The 23,399-nt window shown below is 61.5% G+C and carries 23 protein-coding genes and 1 pseudogene; 5 read left to right on the top strand and 19 right to left on the bottom strand.

The genetic code is table 11. From position 1 onward, the window contains the following. Nucleotides 1-274 precede the first annotated feature (274 nt). From V8359_RS19315 to V8359_RS06460, 4 genes are all read right to left on the bottom strand, one after another. Entirely contained in the window at nt 275-538 is a 264-nt protein-coding gene (locus V8359_RS19315; protein WP_442970333.1) for a winged helix-turn-helix transcriptional regulator, read from the bottom strand. Beyond that, nucleotides 538-2,259, bottom strand: coding sequence for a SulP family inorganic anion transporter (locus tag V8359_RS06470; protein ID WP_336427957.1), 1,722 nt, complete (start codon nt 2,257-2,259; stop codon nt 538-540). The genes V8359_RS19315 and V8359_RS06470 overlap by 1 nt, the downstream gene beginning before the upstream one ends. Before the next feature lie 76 nt (nt 2,260-2,335). Then, a complete protein-coding gene (locus V8359_RS06465; RefSeq protein ID WP_336427956.1) occupies nt 2,336-2,596 on the bottom strand; it encodes a helix-turn-helix domain-containing protein in 261 nt (86 codons plus the stop codon). Nucleotides 2,597-3,138: 542 nt separating this feature from the next. Continuing rightward, complete coding sequence (locus V8359_RS06460) at nt 3,139-3,918, bottom strand: alpha/beta hydrolase (RefSeq protein ID WP_336427955.1); 780 nt, start codon at nt 3,916-3,918, stop codon at nt 3,139-3,141. A gap of 871 nt (nt 3,919-4,789) precedes the next feature. On the opposite strand from V8359_RS06460, the gene V8359_RS06455 reads away from it, so the two are divergent. Together V8359_RS06455 and V8359_RS06450 are read left to right on the top strand one after the other, a co-directional pair. After that, nucleotides 4,790-6,052 (top strand): imelysin family protein, encoded by a 1,263-nt coding sequence (locus tag V8359_RS06455; protein WP_336427954.1) that lies wholly within the window; start codon nt 4,790-4,792, stop codon nt 6,050-6,052. 110 nt (nt 6,053-6,162) lie between these two features. Next, a complete protein-coding gene (locus tag V8359_RS06450) occupies nt 6,163-7,662 on the top strand; it encodes a di-heme oxidoreductase family protein (RefSeq protein ID WP_336428589.1) in 1,500 nt (499 codons plus the stop codon). A gap of 464 nt (nt 7,663-8,126) precedes the next feature. On the opposite strand, the gene V8359_RS06445 is transcribed toward V8359_RS06450, so the two are convergent. The 10 genes from V8359_RS06445 to phnG form a co-directional block, all read right to left on the bottom strand. Next, nucleotides 8,127-8,330 (bottom strand): hypothetical protein, encoded by a 204-nt coding sequence (locus V8359_RS06445; protein ID WP_336427953.1) that lies wholly within the window; start codon nt 8,328-8,330, stop codon nt 8,127-8,129. Further along, the gene (locus V8359_RS06440; protein WP_336427952.1) at nt 8,309-9,574 is read right to left on the bottom strand and encodes a hypothetical protein; all 1,266 of its coding nucleotides are present in this window, start codon (nt 9,572-9,574) and stop codon (nt 8,309-8,311) included. Before V8359_RS06440 ends, V8359_RS06445 begins: the two co-directional genes overlap by 22 nt. Before the next feature lie 532 nt (nt 9,575-10,106). Further along, the gene (locus tag V8359_RS06435; RefSeq protein ID WP_336427951.1) at nt 10,107-11,300 is read right to left on the bottom strand and encodes an alpha-D-ribose 1-methylphosphonate 5-triphosphate diphosphatase; all 1,194 of its coding nucleotides are present in this window, start codon (nt 11,298-11,300) and stop codon (nt 10,107-10,109) included. Further along, nucleotides 11,297-11,908, bottom strand: coding sequence for a phosphonate metabolism protein/1,5-bisphosphokinase (PRPP-forming) PhnN (phnN, locus tag V8359_RS06430; protein WP_336427950.1), 612 nt, complete (start codon nt 11,906-11,908; stop codon nt 11,297-11,299). The genes V8359_RS06435 and phnN overlap by 4 nt, the downstream gene beginning before the upstream one ends. Further along, the gene (gene phnL, locus V8359_RS06425; protein ID WP_336427949.1) at nt 11,905-12,588 is read right to left on the bottom strand and encodes a phosphonate C-P lyase system protein PhnL; all 684 of its coding nucleotides are present in this window, start codon (nt 12,586-12,588) and stop codon (nt 11,905-11,907) included. The genes phnN and phnL overlap by 4 nt, the downstream gene beginning before the upstream one ends. Nucleotides 12,589-12,591: 3 nt before the next feature. After that, nucleotides 12,592-13,362: a phosphonate C-P lyase system protein PhnK gene (gene phnK, locus V8359_RS06420; protein WP_336427948.1), complete on the bottom strand. Its 771-nt coding sequence runs from the start codon at nt 13,360-13,362 to the stop codon at nt 12,592-12,594. Then, nucleotides 13,359-14,210 (bottom strand): alpha-D-ribose 1-methylphosphonate 5-phosphate C-P-lyase PhnJ, encoded by an 852-nt coding sequence (locus V8359_RS06415; RefSeq protein ID WP_336427947.1) that lies wholly within the window; start codon nt 14,208-14,210, stop codon nt 13,359-13,361. The genes phnK and V8359_RS06415 overlap by 4 nt, the downstream gene beginning before the upstream one ends. Next, on the bottom strand, nt 14,207-15,295 hold the full coding sequence (locus tag V8359_RS06410) for a carbon-phosphorus lyase complex subunit PhnI (RefSeq protein ID WP_336427946.1): 1,089 nt from the start codon (nt 15,293-15,295) through the stop codon (nt 14,207-14,209). The genes V8359_RS06415 and V8359_RS06410 overlap by 4 nt, the downstream gene beginning before the upstream one ends. After that, nucleotides 15,295-15,858, bottom strand: coding sequence for a phosphonate C-P lyase system protein PhnH (gene phnH, locus V8359_RS06405; protein ID WP_336427945.1), 564 nt, complete (start codon nt 15,856-15,858; stop codon nt 15,295-15,297). Before phnH ends, V8359_RS06410 begins: the two co-directional genes overlap by 1 nt. Further along, a complete protein-coding gene (gene phnG, locus V8359_RS06400) occupies nt 15,858-16,313 on the bottom strand; it encodes a phosphonate C-P lyase system protein PhnG (RefSeq protein WP_336427944.1) in 456 nt (151 codons plus the stop codon). Before phnG ends, phnH begins: the two co-directional genes overlap by 1 nt. An 81-nt stretch (nt 16,314-16,394) precedes the next feature. Here phnG and phnF point away from each other — a divergent pair, with 81 nt between their 5' ends. Further along, a complete protein-coding gene (gene phnF / locus V8359_RS06395; RefSeq protein WP_336427943.1) occupies nt 16,395-17,114 on the top strand; it encodes a phosphonate metabolism transcriptional regulator PhnF in 720 nt (239 codons plus the stop codon). A gap of 329 nt (nt 17,115-17,443) precedes the next feature. Here the strand turns inward: phnF and V8359_RS06390 are convergent, their stop codons facing one another. The 5 genes from V8359_RS06390 to phnC form a co-directional block, all read right to left on the bottom strand. Continuing rightward, nucleotides 17,444-18,061 (bottom strand): DapH/DapD/GlmU-related protein, encoded by a 618-nt coding sequence (locus V8359_RS06390; protein ID WP_336427942.1) that lies wholly within the window; start codon nt 18,059-18,061, stop codon nt 17,444-17,446. Next, entirely contained in the window at nt 18,061-19,404 is a 1,344-nt protein-coding gene (phnE, locus tag V8359_RS06385) for a phosphonate ABC transporter, permease protein PhnE (protein WP_442970332.1), read from the bottom strand. Before phnE (V8359_RS06385) ends, V8359_RS06390 begins: the two co-directional genes overlap by 1 nt. A 3-nt stretch (nt 19,405-19,407) precedes the next feature. Then, a complete protein-coding gene (gene phnE, locus V8359_RS06380) occupies nt 19,408-20,283 on the bottom strand; it encodes a phosphonate ABC transporter, permease protein PhnE (RefSeq protein ID WP_336427941.1) in 876 nt (291 codons plus the stop codon). A gap of 81 nt (nt 20,284-20,364) precedes the next feature. Then, nucleotides 20,365-21,267: a phosphonate ABC transporter substrate-binding protein gene (gene phnD, locus V8359_RS06375; protein WP_336427940.1), complete on the bottom strand. Its 903-nt coding sequence runs from the start codon at nt 21,265-21,267 to the stop codon at nt 20,365-20,367. A gap of 56 nt (nt 21,268-21,323) precedes the next feature. Then, nucleotides 21,324-22,148, bottom strand: coding sequence for a phosphonate ABC transporter ATP-binding protein (phnC, locus tag V8359_RS06370; protein ID WP_336427939.1), 825 nt, complete (start codon nt 22,146-22,148; stop codon nt 21,324-21,326). A gap of 318 nt (nt 22,149-22,466) precedes the next feature. Here phnC and V8359_RS06365 point away from each other — a divergent pair, with 318 nt between their 5' ends. Further along, nucleotides 22,467-22,661: a hypothetical protein gene (locus V8359_RS06365; protein ID WP_336427938.1), complete on the top strand. Its 195-nt coding sequence runs from the start codon at nt 22,467-22,469 to the stop codon at nt 22,659-22,661. Nucleotides 22,662-23,205: 544 nt separating this feature from the next. Beyond that, a pseudogene (locus tag V8359_RS06360) lies at nt 23,206-23,399 on the top strand (hypothetical protein); the annotation flags it as partial.

The raw sequence follows: 23,399 nt of genomic DNA, 5'->3' as shown, positions 1-23,399 counted from the left end.
ACGCGGCATTCGGGACGTCGGTCTCAGAGGTGTCATGCGGCACCGCGGCACCCAAGCCTCCAGCTCGGACAAGTTGCCGTAGAAGTCGGCCCGAAGGAGACATTCAAACGAGGCCTCTCGAATGACCGCTCCCCAGTTCAATGCGGCCATACTCATCGCGAACCCCGCGCGAGCCCTGACCTGTGGGATGACCGTATCTCCCGTCCGAGCCCGTAGTGCCGGATAGTGCATAGCGAGCCAATGTTCTCAGCCGGGCAAAGCTCAGCTTCTGGCCTCATCGACGTCTACCCGTTGTCGACGTGACCACGCGCTCCCAAATCCGTGTCCACGCGACCCGTTCGGCGGGGCGAACCAGTCCGTCGCGCTCCATCCGCCGCAGAAGATGGAGGATCCCGCTGTTGCTCATCCCGAGCGCATCCCGCAACTCCGCCTGGGTTCGCGGGCGCACGAGAGCCTTCAGAACATAGCGCCACCGGGCCTCGGCCGGGCCGTTCCGGCGCCGTGCCGGTCGACGTGCTCCCCTGCCGGTTTCGGGCATCAGGCCACCTCCCGCTGAGTGGCGGCGGCATCGCGCACCTCCGCAACGGCCTCGTCTACAGTTGTGGCGTAGTGGACCACCGGGGGCTCCAGACCGTGGGTGGCGAAGACACGCTGGATCTCCCGGCTTGCCCCAGTTAACCACAGCGCGACACCCCGCTTGTGCGCCTTGTGGGCCAGCCCCTCGATCATGTGGGCGCCGGTCGAATCGAGGAAAGGCACGGACGAGAAATCGACGATCAGCGCCCTATGGGTATCCTGAATCCGATCGAGCACGGAGCCGATGGAGGCGGTCGCGCCAAAGAACAGCGCACCGGTGATCCGATAGATGACGAGGTCGGGGTTCTGGGCCTGCTCTTCATCGTAGTCGCCGCGCGGGTGGGCGGTATCGGCCTCGTCGCGACCTACGAATGCGCTGTCTGCCTCAACATCTGTCGTGCGGCTCATGCGATGAATGAAGAGGACCGAGCCAAGGGCGAACCCGACCATGATGGCCTCGGTCAGATCGCGGAAAATGGTCAGGAAGAAAGTGACGCCCAGTACCGTCGCCTCCCCCCATCCCGAGCGGATAAGGATCGTGATGGCCGTTTTCTCGATCATGTTCCAGGCAACGACGGCCAGCACGCCGGCGAGCGCGGCCAGCGGGATGTATGAGGCGAGCGGCGCGGCGACCAGCATGAACAGGAGCAGGAACGCGGCGTGCAGCATGCCAGCCACCGGGCCATGCGCGCCGGATCGGACATTGGTCGCGGTCCGCGCGATCGTTCCGGTCACGCAGATGCCGCCGAAGAGGGACGATCCGATGTTAGCCGCACCCTGTGCCACGAGTTCGCAATTCGACCGGTGGCGGCGGCCGGTCATGCCGTCCGCTACGACGGCAGACAGCAACGACTCGATGGCACCCAGCAAGGTGAAGGAGATCGCGGCCGGCAGGACCGCGAGGATGGTCTCCATCGAGAGCGTAGGCAGGCTGGGCGCCGGAAGTGTCGACGGGATGCCGCCGAATCTTGTTCCAATGGTCTGCACCGGCAACGAGAGCATGGCAGTCGCGGCGGCGGCAAACCCGACGGCGACCAGCATTCCCGGCCAGTGCGGGCGCCAGCGTCGCAGACCAAGGATAACGGCGACCGTCGCAGCGGAAACGCCGAAAGCAGCTGGCGTCAGGCTCGCTCGTGCGCCCCAGAGAGCCGGGACTTTTGCCAGCAGGTCGCCCGGTTCATTCTCCAGTGCCAGGCCGAAGATCTCTCTCACCTGGCTGGCGAAGATGATCACAGCGATCCCGGCGGTGAAGCCGACAGTGACCGGATAGGGGATGAACTTGATGAAGGCGCCAAGCCTCAGGAAGCCGGCGGCGGCCATCATCAGCCCTGAGAGGAAGGTGGCGAGGATCAGCCCTTCCATCCCATGCTCGGCCACGGTCGCGGCAACCAGCACGATGAAGGCACCGGCCGGCCCACCGACCTGGAACCGCGATCCACCCAGCAGCGAGACCAGGAAGCCACCGACAATGGCTGTGTAGAGCCCCTGTGCCGGGCTCGCGCCCGAGGCTATGGCGATGGCCATCGAGAGCGGCAGCGCAACGATGGCCACGGTCAGTCCGGCAATCGCATCGGCTCGTAACTGCACCGGGCCATAGCCTTCGCGCAGGACGCTGACGAGCTTGGGGCTGAACAGTTCGGAGAACCTGGGGGCGTCGCTCTGCCCGGTTGTCATGTCTTTCATATGTGGCCGCACCTTAGGGAAGGAAGCGGCGGGATCGTCGGCTTGGTGTCGGCGGTCGCCGTCGCGGGTAGAGGGATCAGGGTTCTGGTGGAGGAGCTTTCAGACGCACACCGCGCCCGCTTGCCGTGCTGACGGAGCCTTCTCCGATCAGTTCGATGCCAGCGCGCTCGAGTGCCGCGACGACCTTGGTCAAGCTGTCCACGACGCCGCGCACATTGCCGCTGCCGGCCTCCATGCGCTGGATCGTCGGGACGGAAAGTCCCGCCAGTTGGGCCAGTGTCTTCTGGTCAATGCCGAGAAGGGCGCGCGCCGCACGCATCTGTGGGCCTGTGATCATAGTGCCTATCTGAAATGTTATAAGAGATATCTAGAAGATTATTTATGATATTTCAAACATCTTCTTGCAGCGACCCGATGCTTGAAAGTCTCGAAAGTCAGTCCATGCCATTAGAAAGCAACCGCCAGACCAAAATCTCCAAGGAGTCCGGGAACTGACCTTCATCTTGTTGTATCGAACCGTCGGAAGAGGCACTCCTCCGGTGGGGGAACCTTTGCATTTCGCGGTACAGGTGAGCTATGCTAGGGCTCGGAACGCGACGGCCGCTTTGAGCCCAAATTGCTCATTCGGCAGTATGCGGCGAAGGTCTTCTTCCTCCAAGTTGGCGTGCAAAATCAAGATTTCTGCGCGTCCGGTTGGCTCATGAGTTCGATGCCAGCATCGGCTATCCGGTCTTTGGTGATCCGTGATCGATTAAGTTGTTTGATCCGGCTTGTTTCATTCTTGCTCAGCAGCATAATGGACCTGTCGCGGTTTGATGGGTTGATCCGAAACGACTTCAAAGTGCGTGCAGAAATCACGAGATGCCGCCGCTGCCGCGACTACTGGGCCTGAAGCTGCTGCAATGATCCGGTCTGTTGCTCATTGAGCCAATCGATCACGTCGGACGTCATATCAGACCAGGCTGGTTCGCGAAGGATATAGTGCGCTGCGTTCGGATACTCCCGATAGTCAGCACCATAACGGCGAGCAATAGCTCGGGTTTGCGCCGCCGGTGTCAAACGATCCTCGGAAGCACCCACGATCAGCAACGGTGAGTGAATCCGGCTGCGGTCAACACCGATCAGCGAGGGTACGATCATGCGGACCTGAGACGCCGAAACCGGACGCATCTTCTCAAGGATATCATCCTGTTCCGCCGCCGAGAGGAGATTGAGGTCGATCTGGCGTAGCAGCGAGCGCGGAAGAAACTCGCGGCCAAACGCGATCGACGGCAACGCCGCGACCAAAAACCGAAGCAACAGCCAACTTGGACGCGGCATCACGCCTGCCGGAGCCGCAGGCGTGATGGCGATGCAGGCCGGTGGACTGATGGTTTCACACATCTTCATTGCCAGAAGACCTCCAGCACTGTGTCCTACAAGGATCGGATTGCCGAGCGATCGAGCGGCCTCGAGTGCGTATTCCAGATTGTCGGAAAATCTTGACCGATCGCTTTCTGGACCAGGAAGTGTGACGACATGCGCATTGAAACCCGCCGATAAAAACTGATCCGCAACCTGGGACCAGACCCAATCAGAAGCCCACCAGCCATGAATGAACAGGACGTCCCTTTTCATGAAGATCGTTTTTCCCTGCGTAACATCGAGAAATTGTGCCAACTTGGTAAGGCTAGCCGTCACCAGTATGTCTAGTCAATCCAGCCTTGGCATTCTGGCCGCCTGAACGCGACGTTCGCGTCGGTCCCGGCTCTTTGAGTTCATGCTAGAGCGTGCAAAAATCACGAACTCTGAACGAGCCCCCGAAAGCGGTCCTTCGTCCATCGGCAGCTTTGTCCGCCAAGCAGACTTCCAGGATAGACGAGTCCCGAAGATTTCCTCGGAAACCAAAATGGGATATGACGTCACGTTCACAAGGAGTCTGGCCTGAAGCTGCACCACGAAATGCAAAGGGCACTCCTCCGGTGGGGGCCGCACGCGCGAACTTAGATAGCCGTAGCGCTGGTCATACTGGGCTCTAAGCAGACCTCAGGTGCAGCGCAGCATCCTGTGACATGCAGCCACGGTCAGGTATCTGGGTGTTGAGCTTGAAGATGCGTTGGCTATCGCCGAAGTGATCGAGATCTAAAGAACTGGGCCATCTTCACGGACGGCTTTTGCGCGGCACTCGGTGCCGGCATCCGACGCTGCAACGTGGCTCGCCTTAGCGGCTCTTTGGCTTTGGGTCGCATGGCATTCTCAGCGACAAAAAAAGACGAATGCGGGCTAATATCCGCGCCAAAACTCAGGTATTGCTATTTCCGACTATTTCCGTCAGCCTTCTGGCGAGCGTGACCGATTCAGGCAGGATGCAGGATGACTGACAGGCTTTCGGAGACCGGTGACATCCGTCGGTGCGAGCTGCTGCAGCGGGCTTTCGATGGCGTGGCCTGGCCAGATCTGTCCGTCGAGCGGCTGTTGGATCGTGTGGCGGAACCGGGGCACTTGGTCCTGTCGATCCACGCGAATTTAGACCACAGAACAGGACAGAGAGATGCTCCGCACCGTATTGACCACCACCGCCGTGGCGACAGCTCTGGCTGGCACCGCGCAGGCGCAGACTGCCACCGAGGTGCTTAACACCTACGCCGATATCGCAGAAGCGAACTACGGCGACAGCCTTGACGCGGCCCGCGTACTGCAAGAGGCGGTCAACGCCCTGATCGACAGCCCTTCGGCCGATGCGATGGCCGCCGCCCGCGAAGCCTGGCTGGAGGCGCGCGTGCCCTACCAGCAGACCGAGGTTTACCGCTTCGGCAATCCGATCGTCGACGACTGGGAAGGTAAGGTAAACGCCTGGCCGCTGGACGAGGGCCTGATCGACTATGTCGATGGCGCCTATGGCGGTCCGACCGACGCCAACCAGCTGGCCGCGCTGAACGTGATCGCCAACCCGAGTTTCACCCTGTCGGGCGAGGAGATCGACGCGACCGAGATTACCCCGGCGCTTCTGGAAGAAAAGCTGCACGAGGCGGACGGGATCGAGGCGAACGTGGCCACCGGCTATCACGCCATCGAGTTCCTGCTCTGGGGGCAGGATCTGAACGGCCATGGCGATGGCGCGGGCAACCGCCCTTGGACCGACTATGCGCAGGGCGAGGATTGCACGAACGGCAATTGTGACCGCCGGGCCGAATATCTTTCCGCGGCGACGGATCTTTTGATCTCGGACCTGGAGTGGATAACCGCGCAATGGACCGAAGGCGGCGATGCCCGCGAGAACCTCATGACCGACGAACAGGCCGGGCTGACGGCGATCCTCACGGGCATGGGCAGCCTGTCCTACGGCGAGACGGCCGGAGAGCGGATGCGCCTCGGCCTGATGCTGAACGACCCGGAGGAAGAACAGTCCTGCTTTGCCGACAACACCCACAACGACCATTACTACAACGGCATCGGCATCCAGAGCATCTATCTCGGCCGCTATGTGCGCACCGACGGCACCACGGTCAGCGGCCCGTCCCTGTCCGATATGGTGGCTGCGGAGAACCCCGAGCTCGACAAGGAGATGCGCACCCGTCTTACCCACGCTATCATGAAGCTGGGTCAGATCAAGACGGCCGCAGAAGCGGGTTTTGCCTATGATGAGATGCTGGCGCGTGGCAATGACGGCGGCGAGGCGCTGATCATGGGCGGCGTGAACGGGTTGATCGACCAGACCCGGTCCATCGAGCGGGTCGTCGCAGCCCTGGACCTCGGTGGGATCGAGATCGAAGGCTCCGACAGCCTCGACAATCCCGGCGCCGTGTTCCAGTAACCACGAAAGAGGGGCGCGGTCCGGTCGCGCCCCCGCCACCGAGCGTGAGCCCCATGCACAAGATCTTAATTGCCCAGCTGCCGCTTGTCGCGGCATTCGCCGTTTCAGCCATGGCGCAAGACGCCGCAGGGCCGCCCTGGGCCGGGCTCGAGGACTATCATCTCGACATTATCACTCGCACCGACGAAGAGCGCGTCCGCATTGCCGATGTGACCGCGCCGCCGAGGGATTTCACCTCGGCCTGGGCCTTCGAGAAGAACCCCGCAGGCGGTCAGACCGTGCGCGCGCGCGATACTGCCGATGCCTTTTCCCAACCCGCCAAGAACCTGACGTTCGAGCAGGAGATGGATTTCCGACTGGGTAACGGGATGTTCGAGCGGGTCTGGGTCTCGGCCCCGGCCTCGACACTGGCCTCCGACGGGCTGGGGCCGCTTTACAATGCGCGCTCCTGCCAGCGGTGCCACCTCAAGGACGGCCGCGGCCACCCGCCCGAAGGCCCCGAGGACAGCGCCGTTTCGATGTTCCTGCGTGTCTCGGTTCCGACGCAGCAGGCCGATACCGAGGCGATGGAAGCCTATATCGCTGGCACCCATCCGACGGCCCCTGACCCTACCTATGGCACACAGTTGCAAGATTTCAGCCTGCCGGGTCATGCCCCCGAATACCGGCTTCAGATCGACTATGAGGAGGTGGAGGTGGCCCTTTCGGGCGGCGAGACCGTCACCCTGCGAGAGCCGACCTATACCGCCGCCGACCTTGGCTATGGCCCCCTGCACCCGGGCGCGATGCTCAGCCCCCGCGTGGCGCCGCAGATGATCGGGATGGGCTTGTTGGAGGCCATCCCCACCGAGGATATTCTGGCCTGGGCCGACCCGGAGGATGCGGATGGCGACGGGATTTCCGGGACCCCGCAGATCGTCTGGTCGGACGTTTATGACCAGCCGATGCTGGGCCGCTTCGGCCACAAGGCCGGAAACCCGACCATTCAGGAACAAACCGCAAGTGCCTTTGCGGGCGATATCGGGATTTCCAACCCGATCCACACCGCAGGCTCGGGCGAATGCACCGACGCGCAAACCGACTGCACTGCCGCGCTGCATGGCGGCGACGCGGAACAGGGCGGGTTCGAGATAGACCAGGTCGGCCTTGGCCTCGTGACCTTCTACAGCCAGACCCTTGCGGTTCCGGCCCGGCGCGATGTGGGCGACCCAGACGTTCTGCGAGGGCGCGAGGTCTTTTTCAAGACCGGCTGCGCCGATTGTCATCGCCCCAACTATGTCACCCACCGGCTGGAGGGCAACGATCCGGCCAGTTTTCAGCTGATCTGGCCCTATACCGACATGCTGCTGCACGACATGGGGCCGGGGCTGGCCGACAACCGGCCCGAGGGCCGCGCCTCGGGGCGCGAATGGCGCACCGCGCCGCTCTGGGGGATCGGCATGACGGAAACCGTGTCGGGTCATACCTATTTCCTGCATGACGGTCGCGCCCGGTCACTGCTGGAGGCGGTGCTCTGGCACGGTGGCGAGGCCGAAGCCGCCCGCAACCGCGTGGTCGAGATGCCGCCCGAGGACTGCGAGGCCCTGATCCGTTACTTGGAGAGCCTATGAGACTGTTGCCCACCATGGCCCTGGCCTTTGGCCTTGCGACTCCAGCCATTGCAGGCGTCGAAGCGGCCCTGAACCGCCATATCCTGCCAAGTTTCGAGGGCTTTGCCACAAGCGCTGCGGCTCTGGCAGGCCGTGGAGCATCTGCTGAGAGACGCGGGAAGGGGGCGGTCGAGGGGGTATGCATGGAGGGCGGTAATGCGCAGGGGGGCGAGACTGCGAACCATGGTGGCTCTTTACGACGCTCCCGGGGCGGAGCGGACCTTGGCCGCCAGATCGCACGCCGCATCACAGCTTCACCGAAGCGGCCATTAATATCTTACACAGGACTTTGTGCGACCAGAGGTCGGGCGTGCAGCGTCCACGCCCACCTCACCGACAGCGCGATGGTCGAAGCAGCGGACAACGTGGTCCAGATGTTCCCGAAGAAGAAGCATGCCTGATCAGGCTTCTGCATAGTTCGGAAACTAGATCAGGCCGACGAGAGACATGACCGCCCCCAGCAGCGCACCGGAGATCGCAAAGGGGGCGCGGAGAAAGAACTTCTTGATGCGGCTCGTTCCTCGTACAACCTTTGAGAAGCACACCGCGACGATGGCGAGAAGGATGATCGCCAGATAGAAGAATGCTGTCGGAAGTATGCTGGTAATCAGCAGGGTGGTGAACGGCACCCGGTAGCCATCGGTGTCCCTGCCGACAAGCGCGAAGTCCCCGTCGACCTGGTTGGCCCAGAAAAATCGACGACCATAAAGTCGCTGCACTTCCCCAGAACCTCCACGGTGGCTGGGGTCAATTTGAAGCGCGCCGTCGGCAGTCCGTCCTTGAAGCAGAGGACCGTTGCGTGCTGCGAGGTCGGCGCGGCAACGGCGTTCTTTATTAACGTCGAAAGTTGGGGCAATTCCATCGGACCGGCCACTGAGGCAGGGAAGCCATCTTCAAGCTGGTCTGTCAGGAAAAACGCCGCCGTGTATGCGCCGGACAGCGAGCCTCCTCCGAATACGGAGGCGTCGATGGAGAAGTTCAGCCTCACCAGTCCCGTCTCGCCGTCAGGTTCTCCGTCCAGTTGCCTTTGGAGGTCGGACTTCAACTCGTCGAGGGCGGCGAAATACGCCTCGCGTTCCGCTTCGCCCTCTATCACCGAAGCGTCGATGTCGCTGATGTTCAGGCGGGCCAAGCTGGTGAACACATACACCTTCGTTTCGGCCATTCGCGGATCGAATGTCGAGAGATACGGCAAGAGGATGTCGTCCGCCTCTTGCTCATCATCCCGCGAAAGCAGAGCAGCAGTCAGGTTGCCTGAGTAGACAAGCCGTTCTGCGAACTCACGCTCCTCGAGACCATCGAAAGCCTGCCGGTCAGTCCGAGGCTCGACCTCGGCGTCAGGCGTGCTGTCTGTGGCAATAAGGCTGGCGGGTTCGGGGGAGGCGACGAATGCCTGCACAACGATGAGCACAAAGAGCGCGTAACTGAGGATGAAAGTGTTCATCGTCACGATCAGGTCGGAGACGATCAGAACAAGCGCCCGGAAGATGCTGTTCACCTTCAGCGCGGTCTCAATGAAGATTTTCGTCTGGATGATCGTCGCGTAGTCGAAGGAGATATTGAAAAGAATGAAAACGAGAAAGAGCACTAGCTGCTTGGTGTCGTATCGTAATTGCGAGAACTGCTCTGGAAACAGGTACACTTGAGTGCCGAGGACGAGGCAAAACGAGCAGACGGAAATAACAGCGGCGGAAAAGAAGAATTCGCGCGAGAATAGTCGAGCCGAGAAGAACCGCCCGAAAATTACGGAATGCGCCCTCGCCAAGAAATTTGAAAACCGTTGCGACAGAGTAAGGTCGTCGGTGTCGCTTTCGAGGTAAGCGGCGATCTTCTCCCGCTCCTTTTCGGTAATGAACACGCTATCGAGCAGCACCCCAAGACCCGCTAGAAGCATTATTTCAGTGAGAAAGCTGTTAAGCATTAATTATTGCGTTCCAAAGACTTAGCGAGGCGGTGTATCGCGCACCTTAGTGTAGGCGACCTGTACGCGCAATGCGAGTTGGGCAGTGACGTCATTTACTTACGAGGCAGCTTGGCCTTTCCAAAGATCGTCTGAAAGTCCGCTTGCACAACTTTCATGAGTACCTGACGCATCTGCAGCAAACTCCCCCTCCCGCCCTCTTTGAAAAATGCTGCAAGTGCGATGACCACTGGAACCACGTCCACTCCCGAGCCGACTGCACTCGTCAATCTCCACCCGCACCGCTTCGGAGACGGTGGGATGCGGGTGAGGGTGAGGGTTTTGGCGGGGTGCGGAAGTCCATCGGGGCGCGGACGTCGTGACCGAGATCGTCCGCCGCCGGCCCGATGATGTGAGAGCCGCGACTGTGGTCGGGGGTCTTGTCGGCGTGCAGCTTGGCATCTCCGTCACCGGCATGGACGGGCCTGATGTTGGCCGCATGGGCTTAGCTGACTTTACTGCCCTGGCTCCAAACGCCGCGCAACAAGGGGGTTTGACCCGATGTGCGGACACGCAGGACATCGCCACGAAGGCCGGTTTTCAGAGCGCCACGATCCGTCAGGCGCGCGGCCTTGGCGGGGGTGGTCGTCACGGTGGCGACGGCGCGGGGCAGGTCATCCCAGATCCGGGCCAAGTGGAAAGCCGACAAAAGCAGAGCCGACGGCACGTAATCCGACGAAACGATGTCCAGAAGGTCCGATCTCGCGAGTGTTTCTGCCGCGACATTGCCGGAGTGTGAGCCGCCCCGGATAAGGTTCGGGGCGCCCATCATGACAGGAATGCCGTGGGCGCGGCAGGCTTCGGCGGCCTCAACCGTGGTTGGAAACTCCGCGAAGCCGACGCCGTTTCGCGCCGATATGGCAACATGTTCGGCTGTGGTGTCATCATGGCTGGCCAGCACCGCACCAAGGCGGGCAGCTTCGGCCACCGCGCCGCGCTCGTGCTTGGTGCCGAAGCGCCTCTGAAGGCCGAGCAGGTTGTCCACGTGCTCGGCGAACTCGGCGTCATTCATGCCACGCTTCTTGGCCACATAGGTCTTTAGCGCCGTCAGATCGCGGAATTGACGTTGGCCCGGCGTGTGATCCATCAAGCTGACGATGCCGACGCGGTCTTTGGGTCCGAAGGCGGCCAACTCGTCCAGCAGAGTCTCCGAGCAGATCTCGGCCCGCAAATGTAGGAAGTGGCTTATTTTGAACAGTCCTTGGGCCCGTGCGGCCAACAACTCATCCACCAGTTTGCGGGCATAGTCGACATACCGCGCCTTGCTGTCATGAATGGAGCCCGCGCGCATCGCGTCAAAGACGGTGGTGATGCCGGTCGAGGCCAGTTCGGCATCATGGGCGATCAGGGCGGGCAGATGCGGCCAATCAACCTTGGGGCGCGGCTCGATATGGCGCTCGACATTGTCGGTGTGCAGTTCGATCAGGCCCGGAAGGACGAAATCGCCGGTGCAATCAATCGCGCCCTCGGTGACCCGATCGCCTTCGGTAATCCCGCTGATCACGCCCGCCTCGATGGTCACCGCGCCCGTGATCACCTGATCCGGGAGCACCAACCGCGCATTGGCCAGGCAGAGGTCATCCCGCGGCGCGTGACCGGCCCCAGTGTGCAGGCGGTTGGTATCGTGTAAGGCGGTCATTGTGGTGTCTTTCTGTGCGCGGCGACGGGCGCAGCGGAGGCGCGTGTTTCGGATACCTCACATGATCTGTCCAATGACGACAGGAGCGCGGTGGCCCGGGCAAGTGTCTCAGATAGCGGACCATCGTTGGAGAGATGGATCACATTCAGCCCGTCCGGCAGCGGTTTGTCCGCCTGTGCCAGCCGCCCGACAATCTCGTCCTCGGTTTCGCGCCCCCGTTCAGCGAGACGGCGGGCCAGCGTTTCGGGCTTGGCCGTGATGTTCAAAACCAACAAGCGGGGAAAGACATTCGCCGCTTTTGTCAGAGCCTGGCGCGAGAAGTTCACGAGGCAATCGGTGCCTTTGTTCAGTTGATACTTTACGGTTACTGGCACGCCATAGTGAAGCCCATGGGCCCCCCAATGCACTGTGAAAGCGCCGTTTTGTATCATGGCCTCGAATTCGGAAACCGACACCGCATCGTAATCCTCTCCGCCAAGCTCTGGCGCGCGGGTGATGACGCGGCGGACCAGATGCATGGCGGGGTTTGCGTCATGGATACCTGCGATCACGCTGTCCTTGCCCACGCCCGAAGGGCCGACCACTGCGATGAGGCGCCCTTGTGTCATGCGACCATCCCGGGCGTGAAGCGGCTGACGTCGATGTCCCGGTCACAGACGCGCGCGCGCGCCGAGCTGTCATGAAATATCCCGATGATCGCGGCCCCGCGCGCCTTCGCCTCATTGATAAGCTCCAAGACCACCTCGCGGTTTGCCGCGTCAAGGCTGGCTGTGGGTTCGTCCAGCAGCATGGCGGGATAGGTGTGGGCAAAGCCGCGGGCGATGTTCACGCGCTGCTGTTCCCCGCCTGAAAAGGTGGTGGGCGAGAGGCCCCAAAGCCGTTCAGGAATGTTAAGCCGGCTCAGCAGTGCCTTGGCCCGGCCTTCAGCCTCAGTGGCGCTGACGCCGACACCGCGAAGCGGCTCGGCGACCACATCCACCGTTGGAACCCTCGGAACGACGCGCAGGAACTGACTGACATAGCCCAATACGTCGCGTCGCAAGGCGATCACATCACGCGGTTCGGCCTGCACAAGGTCCACGTCGCCTATGCGGATTTCGCCGGACTGTGTGAGGTAGTTACCATAGATCATCCGCATCAGCGTCGATTTGCCGGCCCCCGAGGCGCCGGTCAGCGCCACGCATTCGCCTTTGGCGACCGCAAAGGACACATCGCTGATAACCTCGATCACGGCGCCGCCCTGATTGTGCAGGGTGAAGGTTTTTGAGACGTTGTTAAGTTCGATCATGGCTCACACTTGCAAAACGGAACTGACAAGAAGTTGGCTATAGGCGTGCTGAGGGTCGTCGAGCACCTGATCGGTCAGCCCCGCCTCGACCACGCGGCCCGATTTCATCACCATCAGCCGGTCCGCCAGCAGGCGGACCACGGCAAGGTCATGAGTTACGATGATCGCCGACAGCCCCATATCGCGCACCAACCCGCGCAGCAGGTCCAGCAGGCGTGCCTGCACGGATACGTCCAAACCGCCCGTGGGCTCATCCATGAACACCAGCCGCGGCCCGGTCACCAGATTGCGGGCGATTTGCAAGCGTTGCTGCATGCCGCCGGAAAAGGTTGTCGGGCGGTCATCGACGCGAGTTTCGTCAATCTCTACTCGCGCGAGCCAATCGGTTGCCTTGCCCCGGATATCGCCATAGTGGCGCGCCCCGATGGCCATCAACCGCTCGCCGACATTGCCACCCGCAGAGACGCCCATGCGCAGGCCGTCGCGGGCGTGCTGATGGACAAAGGCCCAGTCGGTGCGGCTGAGCATTCGGCGTTCCGGCTCGGACATGGTGACCGTGTCGCGAGGGCCGTCCGTGCGCGTATCAAAGACCACGCGTCCCGCATCCGGGCTTAGGTGTCCGGCCATACAGTTGAGCAAGGTGGATTTGCCCGAACCCGACTCCCCGACAATCCCCATCACTTCGCCCGGGTAGAGGTCAAAGGAGACATCCGCGCAGCCGATATGCGTGCCATAGCGTTTGGTGATGCCCTGAACAGAAAGCAAAGGTGTCATGCCGCGTCATTTCCCTTGAAGCCCGACGCCTGTCGCGCCTCGCAATAATCGGTGTCGGAACAGACGAACATCCGCCCGCCCGCGTCGTCCACGATCACTTCGTCTAGATAGCTGTCCTCGGCCCCGCACATGCCGCAAGGATGATCGGCCTTGGACGGCTCGAACGGGTGGTCTTCGAAATCAAGGCTGATCACCCGGGTATAGGGCGGCAGCGCATAGATGCGTTGTTCCCGGCCCGCGCCAAAGAGTTGGATCGCCGCCATGCCGCCAAGTTTCGGGTTGTCGAATTTCGGGATGGGCGACGGGTCCATCACGTAGCGCCCTTCCACCTTGACCGGATAGGCATATGAGGTCGCGATATGTCCGTGACGACTGATATCCTCGTAGAGTTTCACATGCATCAGCCCGTATTCCTCCAGCTCATGCATCTTGCGCGTTTCACTTTCGCGCGGCTCCAGAAAGCGAAGCGGCTCGGGGATGGGCACCTGATAGACGAGAATCTGACCCTCGCTCAGGGGGGCCTCGGGGATGCGGTGGCGGGTCTGGATGACAGAGGCCTTCGTGGTCGCGGTGGTTGTCTCCACCCCTGCGGTGCGCTCAAAGAAGCTGCGAATCGAGACCGCGTTGGTCGTGTCATCCGCGCCCTGATCGATCACCTTGAAGGTGTCGTCCGGCGTCAGCACCGCCGCGGAGACCTGCACACCTCCGGTGCCCCAGCCGTAGGGCATGGGCATCTCACGGCTGGCGAACGGCACCTGATAGCCCGGGATGGCCAGCCCCTTGAGGATGGCGCGCCGGATCATCCGCTTGGTCTGTTCGTCGAGATAGGCGAAGTTGTAGTCGCTCATTCCGCTGCCTCCTGACCCTGATCGGCGCCCGCCTCGTGGCGCAGCTTGCGGATCAGTTCCAGCTCGGACTGGAAATCGACGTAGTGGGGCAGTTTGATATGTTCGAGAAAGCCCGTCGCCTGAATGTTGTCCGCGTGATAAAGAACAAATTCGGCGTCCTGCGCGGGGGCGCCCTCGAAATCCTCTCCCAGTTCTTCCCACCGCAATGCGCGTTCGACAAGAGCCATGGATATTGCCTTGCGCTCGCTCTGTCCAAAGACCAACCCATAGCCGCGCGTGAATTGCGGCGGCTCTGTCTTGGAGCCTTTGAACTGATTGACGGTTTCACATTCGGTCAGCGTCACGTCGCCGATCTCGATGGAGAATCCCAACTCCGGGATCTCCATTTCCACCGGCACTGTGCCAATGCGCAACTCGCCTACAAAGGCGTGATTGCGGGCGTATCCGCGCTGTGTGGAATAGGCGAGGCCGAGAGTGAACCCCTCATCGGCGCGGGCCAGAGATTGCAGGCGCAGGGCGCGGTTGGCGGGCATCTCCAGCGGTTCGCGGGTCAGGTCCGGTGGTGGAGTGTCGTCTTGCGGGGCCTCCTCGATCAGGCCCTCGCGGTTGAGAAAGTCCGTAACATGCGGGACATCGCCCGGCTCCGCCTCGCGCATAGGCGCTTCGGGAATGTCCCCGTCCGCCGCTAGCTTGAAATCCAGCAAACGGTGCGTGTAATCAAAGGTCGGCCCCAACACCTGTCCGCCCGGCAGGTCTTTGAAGGTGGCCGAAATCCGACGATCACAAGCCATGGCCCCGGTGTCGACCGGTTCGGACGACCCGAAACGGGGCAATGTGGTGCGGTAGGCGCGGATCAGGAAGATCGCCTCGATCAGGTCGCCGCGCGCCTGCTTGATCGCCAGCGCCGCGAGGTCCGGATCATAGAGCGAGCCTTCGGCCATGACGCGATTGACCGCGAGGCTTAGTTGTTCGCGGATCTGCGCGACGCTCAGTTCGGTAACTTCCGTATCTCCGCGGCGCTCTTCGGCTAGCCAGGCATGGGCGTTTTCAATGGCCCGCTCTCCGCCTTTGACAGCAACATACATCAGCACACTTCCGTTGTTCTGGGCAGCGCCGCGAGTTGGCTGCCGCTGGTGAAGATGAAGTCGAGACCCAGCGGGAAGAGCCCGCGGTTGGTTGCAAAAGCCTGCGTTTCCGGCAACAACAAGGCCGCGTTTTCCTTGATGCCGGGGCCACTTAGCGTCATGCCGGATGCGACAAGTTTCGGGCATTCGACGATGAGTGTGGAAGAGCGGTCCGGGTAATCAGAGGTGCCGATAGGGTAGGACGACAGGGGCGCGAGCGCCTCCCATGTGCCAACTGCGAACATGCAATGCGACGGGCCCGTCTGCGGTGCGCCGGTGTGAAAGGCGAGCCATGCACGAACGGCGTCGCAATTCACAGCACCTGCCAGACAAACCGGCGTTTCCGTGTCGCAGAGCGTCAACAGGACCGCGCCCGCCGCGGGGGACAGTGGCGCAGGTGGTTCTGCGCCGGCAATGTCGTGGAGAGTGCCGGGACGCGCCATTGCCTCCATCACGCTGCGAAAGGCATATGCCGATTGGATCGCCGGATCTGCAAAGCCGCCGGAAAGCGTGTCTGCCTGCATCAATCCTCTCCTCGGACCATGGTGAAGAAATCGACCTTCGTCGCCGCCGCCTTGGCTGCGCGCGCCGCTTTCGTGGCCGCCAGTTCGTCCTCAAGCGGGCCCAACACAGTTGCGCGCAGCATGTCCGCGGCCTCCGTTTGCATCAGCGCGTCAAGTAGCGCGGCCGCCTCGGCATCGGTCTTGCGTCTGCCTTGGATATAGGCATGGCCGACTTCGCCGCTTTTCAGTGTCAGCGCACAGCGTGTGACCGTCGTCTCGCCCAGATTGAACGGTGCGCCGGTTCCGCCTGCACGGGCGCGCACCATGGCGCTGCCGATTTCGGGTGCGCGCAGCCATGTGAACGCGGGGCGGGTCATGGCCGCATCCAGCAGCGCGGCCACCCGTCCCTCGGGGGCCTTGGCCAGCAGGCTCATCCAAGCCTTGCGGGGATTTCTTTCGCCGGACGCGTCTTTCATCTCGACAACTTTTCCAATTACTATACAACTATACATATCTTAGCAGAAATGTCTGCTGGGGACAGTGGAGATTTGTGAAACTTGCGTGAAACCTCTGGTAAAACACCGATTTGGAAGGCCATCGCGGATGCCCTGCGCAGTGATCTGGCCGAGGGGCGCTATGTGCCTGGCGACAAGCTGCCGACCGAAGCCGCGCTGGCGGAGCGCTTCGGGGTGAATCGCCACACTGTGCGCCATGGTGTGTCTGCCCTTGTTGAAGAGGGGCTGATCCGAACGCGCCGTGGGGCGGGGGCTTTTGTGGCTGGCACGCCCACCGACTATGCCATTGGCAGGCGCGTGCGGTTTCATGAAAACCTGATCGCCGCAGGCCGCCGTCCCGAGAAGCGCGTTTTGGCTTTGGAAGAGCGCGCCGCGACGACAGGAGAGGCCAAGGCACTGGACCTTGCACCCGGCGATCCGGTCTTTGCTTATCATGGGCTTTCCCTCGCTGATGGTCAGCCAATTGCCGTGTTCGAGAGCCTGTTTCCACTTGCGCGCCTTACTGGCATCGCCTCTGCTTTATCAGAGACGAGCAGCGTGACAGAGGCGCTGAGCGCGGTGGGTGTGCCCGACTACACCCGCGCCTCCACCCGCCTGACAGCGGTGCGCGCGACGGCCACTCAAGCGCTTCACCTGCAAGTGACCGAGGGCGACCCGCTGCTTCGATCCTCAGGGGTCAACGTGGCCGGGACAGGTGAGCCGGTGGAATATGGCAGGACATGGTTCGCAGGGGATCGTGTGACGCTGACGTTGGAGGGGTAATCGGAACATTGCATGAGGTCCGCTTGGCGGGGGTGAACGGCATCGAGGTGTCGAATGGCGAAGTTCTGTTTTGTTTTTAATGTTTTTGGGCCTGACGCGTTTCGCGAAAAACCTGAATCGCGGATTGCCGCCAAACGCAGCGTGACATACAGGCGTTGCCCGCGTTTCACCTGTCGCTGATGTCTCAGATTGAAGGCGAAACGCTTTACTCCGCAGCGTCTCTTACCCGGTCGAGCATAATACCAGTCTGTGCTGGCGAATGCAGCGCTGGGGCCTCACGGGCTCAAACCGACGCCTTTTAGGCCGGTAACATAAGATAGTGACGGGCCCTACTCTTCATACCGTTCCAAAAAGGCCTCTGCCGTCAGTGACCGGAAATCGTCCAGCGCCATGCGCAACGTCGCATGGGGCCAGTCCCACCAAGCCAGCGCGATGAGCCGGTCCGCGATCTCGCGTGGTTGGCGCAAACGCAGGGGCGTGGCGGGGGTGCCGGAGACGATGGTGTAAGGGTCCGCGTCTTTTGTCACGACCGCCCCGGCCGCGACAACCGCCCCATGACCCAGCGTGACTTCGGGTTTCACCATCGCACCTGCGCCAATCCAGGTATCGTGGCCGATATGGGTGATGCGGGATTTGCGGTGGGCGAAAAACGCTTCATCACGCGCGGCATCATCCCAATAATCGTCCGAGCGATAGAGGAAATGGTGACACGTGGCGGTATGCAGCGGATGGTCTGACGCACCGATGCGGGATAAGGCGGCGATATTGACGAATTTGCCGATCCGTGCGTTGGCGATGTCGGCGTAGCGATCACAGTAGCTGTAATCGTCAAACACCGAATGCGCGACGCGGCTGCCGCGCCCGATTTCGACATAGGCTCCGAACGTGCTGTCGGTGATATCGCACTCGGGATGGATAAACGGTTCGTTAGGCGACAGGCGTACCATCACGCCTTGCGCCCGATCAGCTTGCCGCGCAGCCAGCCCGAGAACCAGTCCATCGCGATCACCATCAGGATCACCAGCACGATGTAATAGCTCACCTCTTCCCAGTCCTTCTGGGTGATGATCGCCTGCGTCAGTAAAAGCCCGATACCGCCACCTGTGATCGCGCCGATCACGGTCGCGCTGCGCGTGTTGGATTCAAGGTAGTAGAGCACCTGGCTAAGCAGAACCGGCGTGATCTGCGGGATGACCCCGAAGCGGTAGCGCTGCAAACGCTTGGCCCCGGTGGAGGCGACACCCTCGATCTGCTTGTTGTCCACGTTTTCGAGCGCCTCGGAGAACATCTTGCCGAAACTGCCGGTGTCGGTGATCAGGATCGCCAGCGCGCCGGTCAGAGGGCCGGGGCCGAAGGCACGGCTGAGGATGATCGTCCAGATCAGCCCGTCCACGCCGCGCACGAAGTCGAAAAAACGGCGCACGGCGAACCGGATGCTCATCAGGCGGGTAAAGTTGCGCGCCGCCAGAAAGGCGAATGGCAGGGCCACGAGCGCGGCCCCCATCGTGCCAAGAAAGGCCATCAGGATCGTTTCGAATATGGCCCAGATCACGTCCTTGTGCCGCCACATGGGGTTGTTCCAGAAATCATGCACCATCGCGGCGAAGTTGCTCTTGTCGGCGACAACCCGGTCGCCCGAAACCGCCAGCATCACCAGCTCGCCAAAGCTTTTGCCGTAGAACGGGCTGTCGAGGGTGAACCAGAACAACTCCCAGCCGAAGGAATAGTTATAGACCTCGGTGCGCGCGCGGGTGACCGTGGCGCGCCCGCCCTCACTGGTGATGTTGACGCGTGCGCCGCTGGCGCTGATCCAGTTGGGCGTCTGGCCGTCGGGTGTGTCCAGAACAATATCACGGCCCTGCACGGTGACGGTCACCGTACCGTAGTCGGGCACCGTATAGCGCAGGGTAGAGCCTTCGATCTCGGCGGTTTCGCCGGCGTCCAGGGCGATGCGCACGGCGTTCTCACCCATCGGCGTGACGAAATCGGGGATCATGCCTTCGGGATAGGTGCCCTTGTTTTCGCCTTCGATCGCATAGACCAGCCCGCCGGTGCGATTGTCATGGGTGACATGGGTCTTGTAGCTGTAACTATCCGCAATAAGGATCTTGGCATTGTCCATGCGCGCGCGCTCGGCCAGACCGGGAATGTCGAAGGCAAAGAAAAGATAGATGAAATAGCCCAGAAGCATGATGGGCGTGAGGATCGCAACCAGCCGCTTGCGCGCCATGAGCGCGGTCGCGGTCTGCTTGAGGTCGGTGGCCTGCGGCATGTCTGCGGTCACGGTCATGGTTCAGGCCTTTCCGATAAGCTTGTTGCGGTAATGGCTGGAGAGCTGGTCAAAGAACACGATGGTCAGAAACAGCAGGATGAAGATCGCCGCGACCTCGTCATAACGGCCCTGTCCCCAGCTGAAGGCGTTCTTGAGGTCGTAACCGATCCCGCCCGAACCGACGAAGCCGAGGATCGCGGAGGCGCGGATGTTGATCTCGAACCGCAAGAGCGCATAGCTCAGCCAGTTCGGCGCGACCTGCGGGACGACGCCCAGAAGCATGCGCTGCCCCCATGTCGCGCCCACGGACTCAAGACCCTCCAGCGGTTTCAGGCTGGCATTCTCGTTGACTTCGGAAAACAGCTTGCCAAGCGCGCCGGCGGTGTGCAGCGCGATGGCGATCATCGCGGGCACCGGGCCGCCACCAAGTATGAAGATCAGCACCAGCGCCACGACGATCTCCGGCACCGCGCGCAAGACGTCCATCACGCGGCGAAAGGGGCCGATCAGCCGGGGAAATCGCGCCAGACCACGGGTGGACAGCAGCGACAGCACGATCGCCATGAGCCCGCCGACAAGGGTGGCGGCGGCGGCGATGTTGATCGTTTCGATCATCGAGGGCAGGAATTTCCACATCAGCGCGGGAATAAGCGCGGCTTTCTCGCTGGCCTCGGCCAGCACCTCGCCGGGGAACTGGAAAATGTTGAGGATTCCATCCCAGAAACCACCCGCGTTGCGGCTGTCGGCCAGCATGAAGCCCGACACCATCAGTGCGATGAAAACGATCAGGATGATGCCGCCATACATGCGCTTGGTGCGCGCCATGGCCATGTAGGCGTTCTGGATGTCGGCCGTGCCCTGAGCGCCGACGGAGTGGCCCAGCGTGCTGTCGGTCATGCGGCTCTGCCTTCGTTTGGAAGTCTGGAAAAGAAGGGGCCGGCCCCGGTCGAGGCCGGCCTTGCGATGTGCCGTTGGGGCTTACATCTTGGACTTGCGCGCCTCGATGATCGAGATATAGGCGTCGTGGTTGATCGGCTGGAATCCAAGCGCCTCACCGGCCATGAAGTTATAGGCGCAATCGGCGTCCATATAGGGCAGCGACGCGGTCAGCGTGGTGATGTCCAGCTTGACGCGCTCGGGCAGCGCCTTGCGCAGCACGATCGGGCCTTCGGGGATCGGCTTCGACTTCCAGATTTCGACCATCTGGTTCATGTCCACGAGGCCCGCATCGGCGGCCTTGCGCAGAGCGCCGGAGTTATAGCCGTCTTCCCATGCGCCCATGCCGTCGGCCCAAGTCACACCGGCTTCTACGTCGCCATTGGCCACGGCAACGATGGTCTGCTCGTGGCCGCCCACGAACTTCACCTCGCCGAAATAGTCGCCCGATTCCATCGTCGCGCCGATCTCTTCGGGAATTTCGATGGAGGGGATCAGATAGCCTGAGGTGGAGTTGGGATCGCCAAAGGCAAAGACTTTGCCCTCCATGTCTTCAAGCGAGGTGACCCCGCTGTCCTTGCGGGCAAAGCCCACCGAGTAATAGCCGTAGGACTTGTCCATGTTGGTCTTGACCATCACCGGCTCGACGGCGTCGGGGTCTGTGAGGTAGGCCTTGGCATAGGCAGAAGCGCCCAGCCATGCCATGTCGATGCTGCCGCCCAGAAGCCCTTGGATCACACCATCGTAGTCGGCGGGGGTGAAAAGCTTGACCGGAACGCCCAGCAGCTCTTCGGCTGCGGCGCGGTAGCACTCGTTGGATGTCATACGATCCTGGGCGTTCTCGCCGCCCAGCACGCCGATGCGGAATTCGTCGATCTTGTCCTGCGCCAGCGCGGGGCTGACGAGAGCGGTGGTGGCCAAGATGGCAGCAAACAGTTTGGTCATGTGTCTCTCTCCGGTTGGGTTGTCGGCCCGCCACCCCCCGGCGGGCCAGGGGGTCGTCAAACCGCGGCTTCGGCCTCGCGCAGCGCGCGCAGGTTGCCCCGGTCCAGCGTCTCGATGGAGGTCGATGTGCTTTCCTCGGAAAAGCTTGCATCGGCCCCGTAAATTTCGCGTGCCGCGCCGGTCGTCAGTTGCTCCGGCGTGCCGTCAAAAACGATCCGGCCGTCACGCATGCCGATCACGCGGTCGCAATAGCGCCGCGCGGTGTCCAGCGTGTGCAAATTGGCGATGATCATACGGCCATCTTCTTCGTGGATGGTGCGCAACGCCTGCATGACGACCTGCGCGTTCATCGGATCAAGTGAGGCTATGGGCTCGTCGGCCAGAATGATTTTGGGGTCCTGCATCAACGCCCGCGCAATCGCCACGCGTTGTTGCTGACCGCCGGACAAATCCTCGGCACGTTTCGGGGCCTGCTCGGCAATGCCCAGACGATCAAGAATTTCGATCGCTTTGTGGATGTCCGCCTGCGGATAGAGGTTGAACATCGTGGCAAGGGTCGAGCGCTTGTTCAGCGTGCCATGCAGCACGTTCGACACCACATCCATCCGCGGCACGAGGTTGAATTGCTGAAAGATCATCGCACAGCGCGATTGCCAGTCTCTCCGGGCTGCGCCGCGCAGTGCGGTGATCTCTTCGCCGGCAAAGGTGATCGACCCGGTTGTCGCATCGCTGAGACGGTTCACCATGCGCAACAGTGTGGACTTGCCTGCGCCGGAACGGCCGATGATCCCGATCATGGTTGGCTTGTCCACTGAGATGCTGACCGCGTCTACGGCCGCCTTGTCACCGAACCGCTTGGTCAGCTTGTCAATTTGCAGCATATCGCCCCCATCTTTGAGAGTCGGATAGAGGGTCAAGATTACAGCGGAGTGACGCTTTTGATTCAGATTTAATACAACTTCACGACAGTAATGTGATGGTCCGCTCCGGGCATGCGGGCTGTGCTATCCAATGTAGCGCATTCGGTACATCCAGTATTTTTGTTCCCGAAATGTCATAAAACCGTTACACAGCATGCTTGGGATGTTACGATTTCGGGTATGATTTATCGCTTTGCATTCGCCTTGTCGGTCTGTCTTTTTTTGCCGGTGTTGGCATTGGCACAGATGTCCGATGTCAGCTGCGATGATAAGGCGCGCATGACGCGGACATTGACACAGGTCCTTGGTGCCGAGCGTCAGAGCATGGGCCTGCGCGATCCCGAAACGATGCTGGAGGTCTGGGTCACCAGCAGCAGCGGTGACTGGATAATCGTGCACAGTTACGCGAACGGCACGTCCTGCATTGTTGCCATGGGCGAACACTGGGAAGCTGAGCTTTCGGGCCCAGCCTGACGTTTCGGCACACAGCCGCATCTTCTTGCCGTTACCACGCGTCCCGTCGGGCAGTGGACGTTTTCTGGATGCGGAGCGAATGTCTGCTGTGGCCCGAGAGGTTCTGTATCGGCGCGATCCGGGATGGTTCGCTTAGAGCGTTTCGGGAAAATTTGTAATTCAAGTTTTTCGCGAAAAGCTTTAAATGCCAGTGGGGTTTATTCGGCACCGCGTTGCTGACCCTAAAGCGCCCGACTCGAAACCTGAATCGTTGGGATTCCCTTGAGCGCTGATCTGTGATTCATCCTGTTTGGGAGGATGGATCATGTCAGCACCTTTGCCGGATGCGCTGCGGGCGCGGTTTCAGCAGTTGATTGAGGAAGGGTTAAGCGGGCGGGCGGCAGCGTTGCGCCTGAAACTTTCGCCGGCCACCGGGGCGCGTTGGGGGCTCGCGATCCGGCGGACGGGTCAGGCAAGGGCCGCGCCTCAGGGTCGGCCTTGCGGCAAGGGCAAGCTTGATCCGCATCGTTCCTTTTTGATTGAGCTGATAGATCAGGACGGCGACATGACCATGCCCGAACTGGCCGGAGCTTTGGTTGATGCAACCGGTGTGCAGGCGCACCCCGATGCGATCGGCCGGTTCCTCCGCAAACTCAAGCGTTTCGCCTTTAACCTGAGACATCAGCGAAAGGCGAAACGCGTGCAACGCCTGAATGTTGCGCTGCGTTTCGCGCAAATCTGTGATTCAGGTTTTTCGCG

The sequence above is a fragment of the Roseovarius sp. E0-M6 genome, assembly GCF_037083845.1.
Classification (GTDB): Bacteria; Pseudomonadota; Alphaproteobacteria; order Rhodobacterales; family Rhodobacteraceae; genus Roseovarius.
Note: the sequence above shows the minus strand (reverse complement) of the source record. Positions and strands in the feature narration are given on the sequence as shown.